The 15986-nt window shown below is 69.9% G+C and carries 10 protein-coding genes and 5 tRNA genes; 10 read left to right on the plus strand and 5 right to left on the minus strand.

Annotation, left to right across the window (positions count from 1 at the left end; genetic code table 11):
* Positions 1-8: 8 nt before the first annotated feature.
* The 5 genes from ACN20J_RS34010 to ACN20J_RS34030 all read right to left on the minus strand — a co-directional run bounded on the left by ACN20J_RS34010 (position 9) and on the right by ACN20J_RS34030 (position 8927).
* Positions 9-3248 carry a nitrate- and nitrite sensing domain-containing protein gene (locus tag ACN20J_RS34010; protein ID WP_189843605.1) on the minus strand — a complete coding sequence of 1080 codons (3240 nt, stop codon included), beginning with the start codon at positions 3246-3248 and terminating at the stop codon, positions 9-11.
* Between the two features lie 383 nt (positions 3249-3631).
* Positions 3632-4207: a GTP-binding protein gene (locus tag ACN20J_RS34015; protein ID WP_055614002.1), complete on the minus strand. Its 576-nt coding sequence runs from the start codon at positions 4205-4207 to the stop codon at positions 3632-3634.
* A complete protein-coding gene (locus tag ACN20J_RS34020; protein WP_055614003.1) occupies positions 4188-4586 on the minus strand; it encodes a DUF742 domain-containing protein in 399 nt (132 codons plus the stop codon). Before ACN20J_RS34020 ends, ACN20J_RS34015 begins: the two co-directional genes overlap by 20 nt.
* 120 nt (positions 4587-4706) lie before the next feature.
* On the minus strand, positions 4707-5120 hold the full coding sequence (locus tag ACN20J_RS34025) for a roadblock/LC7 domain-containing protein (RefSeq protein ID WP_044471908.1): 414 nt from the start codon (positions 5118-5120) through the stop codon (positions 4707-4709).
* A 9-nt stretch (positions 5121-5129) separates the two neighbouring features.
* The gene (locus ACN20J_RS34030; protein ID WP_419667484.1) at positions 5130-8927 is read right to left on the minus strand and encodes a nitrate- and nitrite sensing domain-containing protein; all 3798 of its coding nucleotides are present in this window, start codon (positions 8925-8927) and stop codon (positions 5130-5132) included.
* Between the two features lie 602 nt (positions 8928-9529).
* Between ACN20J_RS34030 and ACN20J_RS34035 the strand changes: the two genes are divergently transcribed.
* The 10 genes from ACN20J_RS34035 to ACN20J_RS34080 all read left to right on the plus strand — a co-directional run bounded on the left by ACN20J_RS34035 (position 9530) and on the right by ACN20J_RS34080 (position 15925).
* Positions 9530-9745, plus strand: a complete 216-nt coding sequence (locus tag ACN20J_RS34035; RefSeq protein ID WP_361890538.1) for a hypothetical protein — start codon at positions 9530-9532, stop codon at positions 9743-9745.
* 105 nt (positions 9746-9850) lie between these two features.
* Positions 9851-10639 (plus strand): fumarylacetoacetate hydrolase family protein, encoded by a 789-nt coding sequence (locus ACN20J_RS34040; RefSeq protein WP_189843602.1) that lies wholly within the window; start codon positions 9851-9853, stop codon positions 10637-10639.
* On the plus strand, positions 10632-12122 hold the full coding sequence (gltX, locus tag ACN20J_RS34045; protein WP_189843601.1) for a glutamate--tRNA ligase: 1491 nt from the start codon (positions 10632-10634) through the stop codon (positions 12120-12122). The genes ACN20J_RS34040 and gltX overlap by 8 nt, the downstream gene beginning before the upstream one ends.
* 201 nt (positions 12123-12323) lie before the next feature.
* Positions 12324-14516: a FlgD immunoglobulin-like domain containing protein gene (locus ACN20J_RS34050; RefSeq protein ID WP_419667485.1), complete on the plus strand. Its 2193-nt coding sequence runs from the start codon at positions 12324-12326 to the stop codon at positions 14514-14516.
* Between the two features lie 36 nt (positions 14517-14552).
* Positions 14553-15320, plus strand: a complete 768-nt coding sequence (locus ACN20J_RS34055) for an HAD family hydrolase (RefSeq protein WP_419667486.1) — start codon at positions 14553-14555, stop codon at positions 15318-15320.
* Positions 15321-15409: 89 nt separating this feature from the next.
* Positions 15410-15481: transfer RNA gene (locus ACN20J_RS34060), tRNA-Gln, on the plus strand.
* 42 nt (positions 15482-15523) lie between these two features.
* A tRNA-Glu gene (locus ACN20J_RS34065) sits at positions 15524-15596 on the plus strand.
* A 62-nt stretch (positions 15597-15658) separates the two neighbouring features.
* Positions 15659-15731: transfer RNA gene (locus tag ACN20J_RS34070), tRNA-Glu, on the plus strand.
* 20 nt (positions 15732-15751) lie between these two features.
* Positions 15752-15823, plus strand: a tRNA-Gln gene (locus tag ACN20J_RS34075).
* Between the two features lie 29 nt (positions 15824-15852).
* Positions 15853-15925: transfer RNA gene (locus ACN20J_RS34080), tRNA-Glu, on the plus strand.
* Positions 15926-15986 lie beyond the last annotated feature (61 nt).

A 15986-nucleotide genomic window follows, 5' to 3' on the forward strand; every position in this document is an offset into this window, starting at 1 on the left:
GGCTCACACTAACGCTCCTGGTTGTAGGTGCTGTCAGGACCGAAGCCCTGGCCGTTCGTTTCGCTTCCTGCGTTACGCCCCCTCTGGACACCGCGGCGCAGGTTGCTCAGCCTGCCCCGGACGTCCTCGGGTGCGCGGGAGACCTGGGGGCCGCCCTGGGGGGTCGATTCCGCGGTGCCCTCGACCAGATTGGCCTTGGGTACACGCCTCGGCAGGCCGGAGGAGGTGACCCCGCCCGCCTTGGGCTTCTTCAGCTGCTCGGCGCGCTGCCACATCTGGTCGTTGTTCGACCGCCAGTCGCCCTTGCCGCCGCTGGAGTTGCCGTCGTTGCCGCCGCCGAACGGAGCCGGCGATTCCTGGCCCACGGACTGCTGGCCGCCCGCGCTCGCGGTGGATCCGCGGCGGGGAAGCCCGGCGTCGGTGGATCCGCGGCGCGGAAGCCCGGCGTCGGTCAGCGCGTGGGCGGCGGGAGAGGCCGTTCCCGGACGCTCGAAGCCTACGCGGTCCTGCTCGGCCACCTCAGCGGCCTGCGCGGGTTCCGCTTCGGGAGCGTACTCGGAACGGTAGCCGTTCTGGTACGAGTCCTGCTGCGGCCAGTCGTCCTGGTAGGACTGCTCTTCGAAGGCCGAGAAGCTGTCCCGCGCGGGAGCGTGGGCCGGCTGGGGCTCGTCCTGGACCGGTTCCGCATAGGGGGTTTCCGGGTACCCGCCGCCTGCCGGGAAGTACGTCTCGTCGTACGACGCCTGCTGCGGCTCCTCGTACGGCGTCTGCTGGTCGTACGCGGGCGCGTCGCTGTACGCGGCGGCTCCGTTGTCGTACGCGGCAGCCCCGTTGTCGAAGGCCTGCTGACCGTTGTCGTAGGCCTGCTGCGGGTCGAACTCGCCGTTGAACGACGGGGAAGCGCCCTCCAGCTCGCCGTGCGTCTGGGCCTCCAGGGCCGCCCTGCGCTCCTCACGCATCAGCGAACGGCCCACGGGGTCCAGCTCGCGTATGTCGTCCGGGACCTCGGTGTAGCGGCTGTCGTCGAAGCCCAGCTCCGCGGCCGTACGCATCGGCTGGCCGCCGCTCTGGAACTCCTCGCCGCCGAACGGCTGCTGCTCCGGGATGATCTGCGAGACGGTGAACTCGTCGCGCTGCGGTGCCGTCTCGCCGCCACCACCGTGCGTGATGATGTCGGGGAGCATGACGAGCGAGGTCGTACCGGCCTGCTCGCCCGAGGGGCGCAGCTGGACGCGGATGCCGTGCCGGTCGGACAGCCGGCCGACCACGAACAGACCCATGCGCTGCGAGATCGCGGCGTCGACGGTCGGCGGGTTGGCCAGCTTGTGGTTGATGTCCGCGAAGTCCTCGGCGGTGAGGCCGATGCCCTTGTCGTGGATCTCGACCATGATGCGGCCGTCCGGGAGACGGGTCGCGGTGACGCGGACCTTGGTCTGCGGCGAGGAGAACGTGGTGGCGTTCTCCAGGAGCTCGGCGAGCAGGTGCACGAGGTCGGTGACCGCGCGGCCGTGGATCTCGGCCTCCGGTACGCCCGACAGCTCGATGCGCTCGTACTGCTCCACCTCGGAGGAGGCGGCGCGCAGCACGTCGACCAGCGGGACCGGCTGGTCCCAGCGGCGGCCCGGCTCCTCGCCTGCGAGGACCAGGAGGTTCTCGCCGTTGCGGCGCATACGGGTCGCGAGGTGGTCCAGGCGGAAGAGGTTCTCCAGCTGGTCCGGGTCGGCCTCGTTGTTCTCCAGCTCGGTGATCAGGGTCAGCTGGCCCTCGATCAGCGACTGGTTGCGGCGCGACAGGTTGGTGAAGATCGCGTTGATGTTTCCACGGAGCAGGGCCTGCTCGGCGGCCAGTCGTACGGCCTCACGGTGGACCTGGTCGAAGGCGCGGGCGACTTCGCCGATCTCGTCCGTGGTGGTGATCGGGATCGGGGTGACCCGGGTGTCGACACGGCCCGGGTCGGTGCGCGAGAGCTGGTCGACCAGCATCGGCAGCCGCTGCTCGGCGACACCGAAGGCCGCGTTGCGCAGCTGGCGCATCGAGCGGCTCATCTGGCGGGCCATGAGGCCGGCGATGATGAAGGCGGCGAGCAGGGCCACGATGACGATGGCGCCGTTGACGAAGGCGTCGCGCTGGGCGTCGGTGGCGATGTCGCCCGCGTCGCCCACCGCTCGGTTGATGAGCTCCTGCTCGACCTCGCTGTAGCCGTCGAACTTGAGGGTGGAGGCCGCCATCCAGGTCTCGGGCGTGATGCCCTGCTGGGCCAGCTCGGCGGGCTTGGCACCGGTGGCGATGGCCTGGATCATGCCGGTCATCGAGGGCGGAGCATTGTAGGTGCCGCCGGCCGCCTCGGTCTTGCTCTTGGCCTCGGCGCCGAGCTTCTTGCCCTCCGCCTCCTTCTCGGCCATGACCTGCTTGAGACGCGCGGCGTCCTGCGCCGTACCGCCGGAGACGTACTCCTGGACGGCCACGTTCTCGAGGTAGGCGTACGACGTGAAGGCCGTGACCTGCTGCCTGAAGATCTTCTCGTTGCTGCTGGGCTTGACCAGGAGGTGCATGCCGATCGAGCGCTGCAGCGAGGCGGCGCCCTTGGACAGGGCGACGGCGTACACGGTGCGGCCGTAGCTCGTGATGTTGCCCGTGCCGAGGCCCAGCTCGTTCGAGAACTCCATGAGGAGGTGCTCGACGGTGACGTAGCCCTCTTCGGTCTTCGTCGGGTCCATCGCGGTGGTGAAGGCGGCCTTGCGGACCTGGGTCAGCGTGGGCTCGGCCTGCTCCACCAGGTTCAGCCGGCGCTCCAGGCCCTGGCCGGCCGGCATCCCGACGACTTCCTTGTGGAACGCGTCCTGCTTCTGGTCCGTGAAGGCACGGGCCTGCTTGACCGTCGCGTTGTCGCGGTCGCCCTCCAGCAGCGGCTGGGCGGAGACGTCACGCTCGTTGAGGAGCGCCTCGGCGTACTGCCCGGCCGCGTCGACGATCTTGGCGACCTTCTCCGCGTCCTGGGCCTCCTGCCAGGTGTCGATGGAGCTCTTCACCTGGAAGCCGCCCATGACGAGCCCGACGATCACGGGTATGAGGAGAATGGCGTTCAGCCTGGTGGGCACGCGCCAGTTGCGCGGGGACAGGCGACCGCCGCTCTTCGCGGGTGGGGCCGCCGGCTCCGAGCCGGACACATGTGCGGGTGCCGCTCCGCGCGGCGGCGGGGTGAAGTTGCCCCGTGCCGACGGCTCGGGACCGTTCTTGCTACGCCTCACTCGACCAACAACCTCTCGGCGTGTGCACCTTCGTCGTGCCGCGTGTGTCTTCCGGCCCTTACTACTGGGCAGTTCTGGCATTCCAGCACGTCAGGGTGTGCTCGTCCAAACACTCGGAACCAAGGATTCCGAGTGATGTAAGCCCTAGATAAAACGGTCATAAAGAGCGAGCCCCGCCAAAAGGCGGGGCCTTTGTGAGCACAGCGGCATCAGACGACCGCGACGCGTGTCGGTACCACTCGATATCTCTGTCGAAACGTTATGAACACCAAGGCCGACCGTGTCAAACGACACAGCCGGCTCCAGTGCGTCTACGACAACTGCCGTACGGCGTTGCCAACTTGTGTGCCAGGCCCGCCAGGACATAGCCCGCTGCACGCTCCCTAGCGGAGGCGAGCCATCAGGGCGTGCTCGACCAGGGTGATCAACGCGCTCTTGGCGTCCGCGCGGTGGCGGGCGTCCGTCGTGATGATCGGGGCGTCCGGGCCGATCTGCAGGGCCTCGCGGACCTCGTCGGGCGTGTACGGCTGGTGTCCGTCGAAGCCGTTCAGGGCTATGACGAACGGCAGGCCGCTGTTCTCGAAGTAGTCGACCGCGGGGAAGCAGTCGGCGAGACGACGGGTGTCCACGAGCACGACGGCGCCGATCGCGCCGCGTACCAGGTCGTCCCACATGAACCAGAAACGGTCCTGTCCGGGCGTACCGAACAGGTACAGGATCAGGTCCTGGTCCAGGGTGATACGGCCGAAGTCCATGGCGACGGTGGTCGTCGTCTTGTCCCCGGTGTGGGTGAGGTCGTCGATACCCGCCGAGGCGGACGTCATGACGGCCTCGGTGCGCAGCGGGTTGATCTCGGAGACGGCACCCACGAACGTGGTCTTGCCGACGCCGAAACCACCCGCCACCACGATCTTCGCGGAGGTGGTCGCCCGACCTCCGTCAGAGCTTGCGAAGTCCACTGAGCACCCTTTCGAGCAGTGTCACGTCCGGGGCGCCGCCATTGCTCTCGTCGCCACCCGGCTGGTGGATCGCGACGAGTCCGGCCTCCGCGAGGTCCGCGACGAGAATCCGTGCCACGCCCAGGGGCATGGACAGCAGTGCCGACACCTCGGCCACCGACTTCACCTCACGGCAGAGGTGGCAGATCCGCTGGTGCTCCGGGAGCAGCCCCATCAGCTGCGCCGGGTCGGCCGTGGTGCTGATCAGTGCCTCTATGGCGAGCTGGTAGCGCGGCCGGGTCCGGCCGCCGGTCATCGCGTACGGACGTACCAGCGGCTGGTCGCCCTCATCCTCGTACGGCTGTGCGTACGGATCATGAGAGGCGGTGGGCGGGGTCATTGATCCTCCGGGCGGGACAGCAGGTCGGTCAGTCGTGCCGTCTGACGGGGCCGGTGGGGGGAGGGCGGCCGACGGATTGTGCGGACGTTCGGTGAAATTCGGACGTACCTAAAAACCTGGCTAGTGGAGCAGGCTGCCCTGGAGCTCGGCCCGCAGATCCGGCGTGAGCACCGCACCCGCACGGTCGACGAGCAGAGCCATCTCGTATCCGACAAGGCCGATGTCGCAGTCCGGGTGGGAGAGGACCGCGAGGGACGATCCGTCCGAGACCGACATCAGGAAGAGGAAGCCGCGTTCCATCTCGACGACCGTCTGGGCGACGGTGCCACCCTCGAAGATCCGGGAGGCACCGGCCGTGAGTGAAGTGAGTCCGGAGGCGACGGCCGCGAGCTGGTCGGCGCGGTCGCGCGGAAAGCCCTCGGACATCGCCAGAAGGAGTCCGTCGGCGGAAACGACGACGGTGTGGGACACCCCGGGGGTGTTGTCAACGAAGTTGGTGATCAACCAGTTGAGGTTCTGTGCCGCCTGGCTCATCTGGCTCAACTAACGCTCCTGCTGGTGAGTGGGGCTGGGGAAGCTGCCGGTCTGGCCGGTACCGGCCTGCCGACCTTGCTGGATGCCCCTACGAAGATTGGTCAGCCGGCCGCGTACGTCATCGGGCGCACGCGAGACCTGCGGACCGGTTTGGTGCTGTTGCTGCTGAGCCGTCCCCGCGACGAGGTTCGCGCGGGGGACCCGGCGCGGCAGACCCGAGACGGTCACGCCACCCGCGGAGGGCTGGCGTACCCGCTCGGCCTGCCGGCCGAGTTCGTCATTGGGGGTGGTCCGCCAGGAGGCGGACCCTGATGCGGCGGACCCGGATGCTGCCGGCGCCGGACGCTGAGGTGCCGCGGGAGCAGCCTGTACGGGCTGCTGCGGTGCCTGCTCTCCGTTGCCGGCCTGGGCCGCCTGGGCCTGGTTGAACCAGTTGGTCTCCAGGGTGTCGTACAGCGGCGTACGCCCGTCACCGGGACCCGTCGCCGGCGGCAGCGCCTCGGGCTCCGGGGGGAGCGCGGGACGCCGACGCGACTGCGGACGCTGGGGGCGGGAGCCGTTGGTGCCGTTCGTGCCATTGGCACCGGGACGCTCGAACTGTCCGGTACCGCCGCCCTGCCGCTCGCCGTGGTTCGGCGCCGGGAACTGACCGGTGTGGTTCTGAACGTCCTGCCCGGGCGTCGCGTACTGACCGGTGGAACCACCGTCGTAGCCGGGCATCGAGAACTGGCCGGTGGAGGCGGGGTCCTGGCGGTTGTACTGGCCGCCCGCGGACGGGTTCTGGCCCGCGCCGGAAGGATTCGGCGCAGTGTTCGGCGTACCGAAGACGTCCGGGCGGACGAACTGTCCGTTGCTCTGCGGCGCACCCGCGCCGGAGCGCGGGGCGTCGTAGTCCGGCCGCGGGTACTCGCCCGTGGAACCGGCACCCTGACGGTCGTCGATCCGCGGCAGCTGCGAGGTGGCGTCCGGCTCCTCGTGGCCGCGCGGGGCGTCCATCGAGGAACGCGGCACCGGCGGCTGCGCGTTGTCGTCGCTCCAGCTGGGCACCCGCGGCTGCGGGTTGCCGCCGGGCAGCTCGGCACGCGGACCACCGCGCGGCGGCAGCTGCGGCTGCTGGGGCGCACGACGGCCCTGGTCGCCACCGGTCGGACGCTGCGGGGGCACGGAGCTGCGGTTGTTGCCGCCCATCGTGTCCTGGCGTCCACCGCCGAACGCGTCCTGGCGACCGCCACCGAAGGCGTCCTGCCGGCCGGAGTCGTTGTTGCCGAAGTCGTTGAAGGCCTGCGGGGCACCGGCACCGGCCGGGGCCGGCCTGCCCTGCGGGGGCTGCTGGGGACCGCGTGATCCGCCGGGCCCGCCCTGTCCGCCCGGGCGACCGCCCGCGTCCGGCCTGGGCAGCGCGGCACGCGCACCGGTGGTGCCGGCACCGACCTGGCCGCGCTGCGGAGGCGCGTTGAGCCGTCCGCCGTTGCCGCCGCCGGGAGCACCCGCGCCGAGGGCGGGACCGCCTGCGGCGCCGCCCCGACGGGCCGCCGCGACACCGGCCGCGGCCTGCGCGGCGGCGGGGCCGCCGCCGTTGGGCATGCCCTGCATGCCCTGGCCCTGCTTGTTGCCCGGAACCTTCTTGCCGCCCTGGGCGACATCGACGGGCAGCATGACCAGCGCGGTCGTACCACCGGAGTCGGACGGACGCAGCTGGATCCGGATGCCGTGGCGCTGGGACAGCCGGCCGACCACGAACAGACCCATGCGGCGCGAGACCGAGACGTCCACGGTGGGCGGCGAGGCGAGCCGCTCGTTGATCGCCGCGAGGTCCTCGGGCGAGAGGCCGATACCGGTGTCGTGGATCTCGATCAGCACGCGGCCGTCGGGCAGCGCGTGACCGGTGACCTTGACCTTGGTCTGCGGGGAGGAGAACGACGTGGCGTTCTCCAGCAGCTCGGCGAGCAGGTGCACGAGGTCGTTGACCACGCGGCCGGCGACCTCGGTGGTGGGCACGGCCGACAGCTCGATGCGCTCGTACTGCTCCACCTCGGAGGCGGCGGCACGGAGCACGTCGACCAGCGGGACCGGACGGGTCCAGCGGCGGCCGGGCTCTTCACCGGCGAGGACCAGGAGGTTCTCACCGTTACGGCGCATGCGGGTCGCGAGGTGGTCGAGCTTGAACAGCGAGGACAGCTGGTCCGGGTCGGCCTCGCGGGACTCCAGTTCGGAGATGAGCGAGAGCTGACGCTGGATGAGGCCCTGGGAACGGCGCGAGAGGTTGGTGAACATCGCGTTGACGTTGCCTCGCAGGAGGGCCTGCTCGGCGGCGAGTCGTACGGCCTCGCGGTGCACGTCGTCGAAGGCCGCGGCCACCTGGCCGATCTCGTCCTTGGAGTGCACACCGACCGACTCGACGGACGTGTCGACGTCCTGCGGGTCGGACTCGGAGAGCTGCTTGACGAGCTCGGGCAGCCGGTCCTGGGCGACCTTCGTCGCGGTGTCCTGGAGGCGGCGCAGCGAGCGGATCATGGAGCGGGCCACCACGAAGGCGCCGACCAGCGAGACACCGAGCACCAGCAGGATCAGCGCACCGGAGATGATCGCTTCCTGCTCGGCCTCGTTGCGCAGCTCGCGGGCCTTCTGCTCCATCTCGTTGAGCAGCGTCAGCTCGATGTTCGACATCTGCTGGTACCTGGCGGAGTCGGCGTCGACCCAGTCCAGGTACGAGCGCTTGTCGCGCAGCTGGAGACCGTTCTCCCGCTTGAGCACGCGCTCCGCGTAGTCGTCGGCTTCCTTGATGGTCGGGCTCGGCTCGTCGAGCGCCTTGGTGAGCTTGGCGGCGTTGCCCTCGTAGATGCTGGCGAAGCTGGTGAGTTCGGCCTTCTGGTTCTCGAAGGCCGAGAGGCCGTACTGCCGGTCGTTCTCGGAGAGGTCGCCGTACGTGGCGTCGGTGGCCGGCAGGGCCGCGGCGATGACCGCGCGCTGGATGGACGCGTACTCCTTGGCGGTGGAGAAGGCCGCCAGGGCGCGCGTGCGCTGGATCATCTCCGGGTTGCTGGTCGCCTGGGCCATGTCCTGGGAGAGGCCGAGCAGCTGCTCGATCAGCCGGTGGTAGGCCTCGACCGACTGGGAGGAGTTGTTCCCGTCCTGGAAGGCGTTGTTGCGGATGCCGCTCAGGGTGTTCAGCTGGGTGGCGATGGCCACCACGTTGTCCCGGACGCCGTCGAGGTTCTCGCCGTTGCCCGCGTCGTCGAGCTCGTGGGTGCCGTCCATGAAGGCGGCGCGCGCACGGTCCGTCTTGTCGCGGACGCCCTTGACGGTGAAGTCGGACGCCTTGGTGCCGTTGGCGAGCGGACCGGCCGACTTGTCGCGCTCCTCCTGGAGTGCGACGGCGAGCTGGGTCGCCTGCTTGGTCATGTCGGTCAGCAGCTTCATGTTCTCGAGCTGCTGGATCTCGTCCATCGTGTCGCTGATGCGCAGGGCGCCCAGCGAGGTGGCCGCGACCACGGGCAGCGCGAGCAGCGACACCAGGCGCGTGGAGATGCGCCAGTTGCGCAGAGCTATTCGCGAGCCGGGGCCACTGGGGTTGCTCGCCTTGGGCGGCGCGGTCGGCGGTGCGCCGGGGCCACCGGTCACCGCGGTCGGACCGCCCTTGCCCTGGGCGCCCTTGGGCGCACCTGGGCGCGAGGAGCGGTCACCGCCGTCGCCGGCCCCTGCCGGTCCTTGGTTCTGGGCGTGCTGGGGCGAGGAACCGGTGCCGGTCCCGCCGTGCGGCTCCGGCTCCGCCGAAGCGCTGCCATCCCTCTTGAAACGTCCCTGCACTAGCGTCGCAACCTCTGGACCAGGCGCCTCTCCGCGTGAACGGCGAGACGGTGTCGGCGTCTTGGGAGCGCCCTGAACGCGCCCCCAGGTGTGGTCGTGAGTGACCGGCGCAGGCCCCCCTCCCCGCCGCCACTCGGCGCTGCGTTCGCGCCCCTTGCGCGCCGGTTCGATCCCGCGGCGGTTCCGTGGAATTCCAGCACAGTGCCGGATCTCCAACAAGGCCCATGGGTCATGCTGTGACCATCGTGACACCTAGTGAAGGCGGTGTTACGGCACGTGGAAAGCGATTCCGTTTATATCGGACACAGGTGCACGAGTCATTCGCCTCCGAGCGGTGCCCCAGTCGCCATGATCAGGAGTGGAATAGGGTCTTCGGTGGGGCAATGTCCGTTTCGGCGACGGAAGTTGAGAGTCCGGATTGACCGGATTGCCTACCTGTGAGTGAGGAAACTCACACGACGATCACGTCGTCTTCACGCGTTCCGCAGGGAGGCGCATGTTTAGCCTGACGCTTTACAGGGATGGCAAATCCGACAACCCGCGCCCGAGCGGCGGTTATTGAAGCCGCCCGGCGCCCGTACCGACAGGGTCCGAAACCGCAGATGAAGACGACGATGATGTTCCTCAACATAGCCAACCCGCGACGCACGACGCTGGCGCACCTCGAGGACGCCGAAGAGCTGCGTACGCCGGAGCAGCAGGAGCACTCCGTCGAGCTCCCCGCCCAGACCGCCAACCCCCGCCGCACGATCCTGATGGACGCCCCGGTCGCAGCCCTGACGGTGGACGCCCCGGTCGCGGCCCTGGCGGCGGAGTAGCCCTCCCACACCCGCCACAGAGCAGTTCCGCGAGGTCGCGCCCCTCTCCCGCGTTAGCCTGGAGCCTCAGACTCCAGCCAGCTCAGTGAGGGGCGCAGGCATCTCGTGCGCATCGCCAGGTTCTCCATCGACGGCAACGTCGCGTTCGGCGCGGTCGAGGGCGAGAGCCCTCCTGGGTCGACCGACGGGCTCGTGCTCGACATCATCAAGGGCCATCCGTTCACGGACTTCGAGCTCTCCGGCACGAAGGTCCCGCTGAACAAGGTCCGGCTCCTGCCGCCCATGCTCCCCAACAAGGTCGTGGCCTTCGGCCGCAACTACGCGGAGCACGCCAGGGAAATGGGCAACGAGGTGCCCGACGCCCCGTTCGCCTTCTTCAAGCCCTCCACCTCGGTGATCGGCCCCGGCGACGAGATCGCGTACCCCTCCTTCTCGAACGAGGTGCACCACGAGGCCGAGCTGGCCGTGGTCATCGGCCGGATGTGCCGGGAGGTCCCGCGCGAGCGCGTCAAGGACGTCATCCTCGGCTACACCTGCGCCAACGACGTCACCGCACGCGACGTCCAGAAGCGCGAGAAGCAGTGGGCCCGGGCCAAGGGCTTCGACTCCTCCTGCCCGCTCGGCCCCTGGGTGGAGACGGACCTCGACCCGTCCGACCTGACCATCATGTGCACGGTCAACGGCCAACAGCGCCAGCTCGGCCGTACCAGCGAGATGATCCACTCCGTCGAGGACCTGATCGTCAACATCACCGAGGCCATGACGCTGCTCCCCGGCGACGTGATCCTCACGGGCACCCCCGCGGGGGTCGGCCCCCTCACCGTCGGCGACGAGGTCGCCGTCACCATCGAAGGCATCGGCACTCTCACCAACAAGGTTGTCAAGCGTGGCTAGCGCACCCGGCTCCCCCGTACGCGTCCGTTTCTGCCCTTCGCCCACCGGTAACCCCCACGTGGGCCTGGTCCGCACCGCCCTGTTCAACTGGGCGTTCGCCCGGCACAACGAGGGCACCCTGGTCTTCCGCATCGAGGACACCGACGCGGCCCGCGACTCCGAGGAGTCGTACGGGCAGCTGCTCGACTCGATGCGCTGGCTGGGCTTCGACTGGGACGAGGGCCCCGAGGTCGGCGGCCCGCACGAGCCGTACCGCCAGTCGCAGCGGATGGACATCTACCGCGATGTGGCCGCCAAGCTCCTGGAAGCCGGCCGCGCCTACCACTGCTACTGCTCCACGGAGGAGCTGGACGCCCGCCGCGAGGCAGCCCGCGCCGCCGGCAAGCCGTCCGGCTACGACGGCCACTGCCGCGACCTGACCGCCGAGCAGAAGGCCGCGTACGAGGCCGAGGGCCGCACCCCCATCGTCCGCTTCCGCATGCCGGACGAGACGATCACCTTCACGGACGTGGTCCGCGGCGAGCTGACCTTCACCCCGGAGAACGTGCCGGACTACGGGATCGTACGAGCCAACGGAGCCCCGCTCTACACGCTCGTGAACCCGGTCGACGACGCCCTGATGGAGATCACCCACGTCCTGCGCGGCGAGGACCTGCTCTCCTCCACCCCGCGCCAGATCGCCCTCTACAAGGCGCTGACCGAGCTGGGCATCGCGAAGCAGATCCCCGCCTTCGGCCACCTGCCGTACGTGATGGGCGAGGGCAACAAGAAGCTCTCCAAGCGCGACCCGCAGGCGTCGCTCAACCTCTACCGGGAGCGCGGCTTCCTCCCCGAGGGCCTGCTCAACTACCTCTCCCTGCTCGGCTGGTCGCTCTCCGCCGACCAGGACATCTTCACGATGGACGAGATGGTCGCGGCCTTCGACGTGACGGACGTGAACCCGAACCCGGCCCGCTTCGACCTCAAGAAGGCCGAGGCGATCAACGCCGACCACATCCGCCTCCTGGATGTGAAGGACTTCGCCGAGCGCTGCGCCCCCTGGCTGAAGGCCCCCTTCGCGCCCTGGGCGCCGGAGGACTTCGACCAGTCCGCGTGGGACGCGATCGCCCCGCACGCCCAGACCCGCCTCAAGGTCCTCTCCGAGATCACGGACAACGTCGACTTCCTGTTCCTGGCGGAGCCGGCCTTCGACGAGGCGTCCTGGACGAAGGCCATGAAGGAGGGCAGCGACGCGCTGCTCCGCACGGCCCGCGAGAAGCTGGACGCCGCCGACTGGTCCTCGCCCGAGTCCCTGAAGGAGGCCGTCCTGGCCGCAGGCGAGGCCCACGGCCTCAAGCTCGGCAAGGCCCAGGCCCCGGTCCGCGTCGCCGTCACCGGCCGCACGATCGGCCTGCCGCTCTTCGAGTCCCTGGAGATCCTGGGCAAGGAGAAGACGCTGGCCCGTATCGACGCGGCGCTGGCGAAGCTGACCGCCCAGGCGTGACGAGCGAGAGGGGCGGCGTCCGGTTCGGACGCCGCCCCTCTGGCGTACACGGAGTCGACACCCGGAGTTCACCCCTGCGGTCAACTCCCGCTCTCCCGACGGACATTGGATGTTTCGGGCGCACATGATGCGCGTGTTCACCATGTTTCAGGGGAGGGGAACGTGACCCGTTCACGAGGACGTTCACGAAGACTTGTGGGAATGGCCCTTGGCGGGGCGATGGCGCTGTCGGGGGCCGTACTGACCGTGCCGGCCGAAGCCGCGCCGAACGCCGACACCCCGGTCGCCACCACGCAGTTGAACAAGATCAACCCGGTCGACGTCCGGTACGGCTGGGTGGGGGCCTCCGGATTCCAGTACGCGCTGGGCAACGCGGGCAACCTCCAGTGGGCCGATTTCCCCGGCGTCACGCCGCCGGCGCACGCGGGCCCCGAGGACCTGGCCACCGGCACCGACGTCCAGACCACCGGGAACACCGGCACCGTCACCCAGAAGCACCGCTCCACCGGCACGACCGCCACCGTCACGATCCCGGCGGACCACCGCTTCCGGGCCGCGTCCGGCTGGAGCGTGCTCACCCAGGACGCCGCGGACGCCCTGCACGTCCTGCGGGCCGGCCCCGACGGCACGACCACCGACCTCCCGGTCACCGGCCTGCCGCCCGGCGCCCAGCCCACCAACACCTATGTGACCGGCGGCTCGGTCCGCCGCCTCGCCGTCGTCTACGCCGTGGACGGCATCTCCTCGGTGGGCTTCGTCGACCTCGCGGACGGCACCTTCCGTACGTACGTCACGGGCATCGGCACCGGCCGGTCGATCACCTTCAACGACAGCTGGCTCGTGGCGAACGGCAAGGCGATCCGGGTGGACTCGGCACCCGGCAGCGAACCCGCCACGGTCACCTTCCCGGCCAAGCCCCTCGCGGTCGTCGGCGACCAACTCCTCAGCGGCGACCCGGACTTCGTCTCCTCGCCCGACGACGAGGTGCTCACCGCCACATCGCTCGTCACCGGCGCCAGGCGCGTGGTCCTCGCCGACGCGGACGGCGCCTTCCGCGCCACCCCGGACGGCGGCCTGCTCGCCACGGCCGGCCCCTCGGGCAGCGACTTCCACGTGCACCGCGTCCTGCCCACCGCCGACGGGAACGTCTCGGCCCAGCAGGTCTTCACCGTGCCGCCGACCAGGGCCACGGTCGACGGCCTGATGGTCGCGGGCGGCGAACTCCTGATGTTCGGCAACGCCACCGTCAACGCCGGCTGGGACGCCGCGTACGCAGTGCCGCTGGACCCCACGGGCAGGCCCACCGGAACCCAGGTCCGCCGCAGCCCGTACGTCGGCTCCTCGCCGTGCCTCGGCGGCGACGCCGCCTGCCCCCAGCTGGAGGCCCTCGGCGACGGCCGCTTCGCCTACCTCTACACCGGCACGGACGGCAAGGAGTCCGTGCACGTCGCCGGACTCGGCACCGACACCTACAGCGCCGAACCCACCGGCTCCTCCGCCGGCCGCATCGGCACGGGCACCGGCCGCTACGTCCTCTACAACGGAGGAACCCCCGCCACCCAGAAGATCGCCGACTTCCCCCGCGGAGCCGACGGCGAGACCGCGCTGGACCGCCCCCGCGGCGCCGCCGCGATCTGGGGCCAGCGCCTGTGGACCCCCGGCACCACCCAGGGCAGCGTCGTCGCGTACGACCTCAAGGCCGAGCGGAACGTCGCCACCGTGAACACCGGCGCCCCCTGCACCCCCAGCGAGATCCAGGCCGTCAACGCCTGGCTCTACTGGTCCTGCGGCAGCGCCGGACCCGCCGGTGTCTACGACCGGGCCGCGGGCCGGAACATCACGGTCCCGGCAGGCCCGTCCCGGCTCGCCGACGGCTACCTCGTACGGGAGAACCGCACCACCCACGAGCTGCTGCTCACGGACTTCCACACCGGGACGGCGACCACCCGGGCCGCGGCCGTACTGCCCACCGCTGACCAGAACACCGGCGGCAACACCGGCCGCTGGGCCGTCGACCGCTTCGGCGGCAACGTCGCGTACCTCACCGCCCAGGGCCAGGTGGCGCTCGTCACCGCGGGCGTCCCCACCTCGCCGCTCGCGCAGATGGAGGCCCAGACCGACGCCGCCGCGGGCCCCACGACCCAGGACCCCTGGCAGCCCGTCTGGCAGTTGAGCAAGCCCTCGACCTGGACCCTGACCCTGACCAACGCGAGCGGCAACGTCGTGCGCAACCTCACCGGTGATTCCAAAGCTGCCGCCGTCCGCGCCTCCTGGGACGGCCGCTGGGGCGACGGCAACCGGGCCGCGGGAACGTACACCTGGCGCCTGACCGCCAAGCCCCGCGACGGCCAGGGCCCCGACCTGGCACTGACCGGCACGACCACGGTCAACTAGGAGACGCGCCCACCGGCACCGAGTTACGGTCGGACCATGACGATCAGAGCCGTGGTCTGGGACGTGGACGACACGATCTTCGACTACACCACGGCCGACCGGGCCGGCATGCGCGGACATCTCACCGCCGAAGGCCTGCTCGACGGGTACGCATCCGTCGAGCAGGCCCTCGACCACTGGCGCGACCTCACCGACCAGCAGTGGGCGAGGTACGCGGCGGGGGAGGTGGACTGGGAGCAGGGCCGCCGGGACCGGGTGCGGGCCTTTCTGGACAAGCCCCTCACCGACCCGGAGGCGGAGGACTGGTTCCTCCGGTATCTCGGGCACTACGAGTCGGCCTGGGCGCTCTTCCCGGACGTCCTGCCCGTCCTCGACACCCTGGCCGGCAGCCACCGTCACTCCGTGCTGTCCAACTCCAGCATCCGGGTCCAGGACCACAAGCTGCGCGTTCTCGGCGTACGGGACCGGTTCGAGTCCGTGCTGTGCGCGGCCGAACTGGGTGTCTCGAAGCCCGCGGCGGAGGCGTTCCACGCGGCCTGCGAGGCGCTGGAGCTGCCGCCGCACGAGGTCGCGTACGTCGGGGACCACCCGGAGATCGACGGACAGGGCGCGGCCGACGCCGGAATGTTCTCGGTCTGGATCGACCGCGGGGGAGTGAGAGCCGTCACGGCCCTGGACCCCGACGCCGCACCGGGCGGGGCGCCGGATCGGCTCACCGGCCTGCGCCGGATCGCCTCGCTGGCCGAACTCCCTGCGATCCTCGGGCCCGATACCCGTTTTGGAGCGCCGTCCACCTTCAGGTAATGTTCTTCTTGCGCCGCCGGAGAGCGGGCCGAAAGGCCGGACCGGAGGCGCACGCTAAAGCAGGATCCCTGCGGGGGTTTGTGCTTCAGTGGCCTATGGTGTAATTGGCAGCACGACGGTTTCTGGTTCCGTTAGTCTAGGTTCGAGTCCTGGTAGGCCAGCTCGCAGAGCTCATCTGCAACCGCGGAGGTCAACTCCGCAAAGCCCCCGTTGTGTAGCGGCCTAGCACGCTGCCCTCTCACGGCAGTAGCGCCGGTTCGAATCCGGTCGGGGGTACAGATCCTTCCCAGGGAGACAGTCCGGGTCGCACCCGCTGATTCTCATGCAGGATCGCTAGGGCCCCCGTTGTGTAGCGGCCTAGCACGCCGCCCTCTCAAGGCGGTAGCGCCGGTTCGAATCCGGTCGGGGGTACGAACTGGTATGAACCACATTGGTCTATGGTGTAATTGGCAACACTACGGTTTCTGGTACCGTCATTCTAGGTTCGAGTCCTGGTAGACCAGCTCGGATCTGCGGAAACGCAAGATCCTGGGCCCCCGTTGTGTAGCGGCCTAGCACGCCGCCCTCTCAAGGCGGTAGCGCCGGTTCGAATCCGGTCGGGGGTACGTCATCGAAGAAGCCCTCCCCAACATGGGGAGGGCTTCTTCGCGTTGGGCTTCTTCGTGT

Origin of the sequence: Streptomyces sp. 2-1 (genome assembly GCF_048564895.1) — a bacterium.
GTDB classification, from domain to species: Bacteria; Actinomycetota; Actinomycetes; order Streptomycetales; family Streptomycetaceae; genus Streptomyces; species Streptomyces phaeochromogenes.

Bases quoted from the DNA above. Each gene is read 5' to 3' on its own strand.
- ACN20J_RS34025 (WP_044471908.1), bottom strand. From the start codon at position 5,120: ATGAGCCAGGCGGCACAGAACCTCAACTGGTTGATCACCAACTTCGTT.
- ACN20J_RS34020 (WP_055614003.1), bottom strand. From the start codon at position 4,586: ATGACCCCGCCCACCGCCTCTCATGATCCGTACGCACAGCCGTACGAG.
- ACN20J_RS34055 (WP_419667486.1), top strand. From the start codon at position 14,553: ATGACGATCAGAGCCGTGGTCTGGGACGTGGACGACACGATCTTCGAC.
- ACN20J_RS34050 (WP_419667485.1), top strand. From the start codon at position 12,324: ATGGCCCTTGGCGGGGCGATGGCGCTGTCGGGGGCCGTACTGACCGTG.
- ACN20J_RS34035 (WP_361890538.1), top strand. From the start codon at position 9,530: ATGAAGACGACGATGATGTTCCTCAACATAGCCAACCCGCGACGCACG.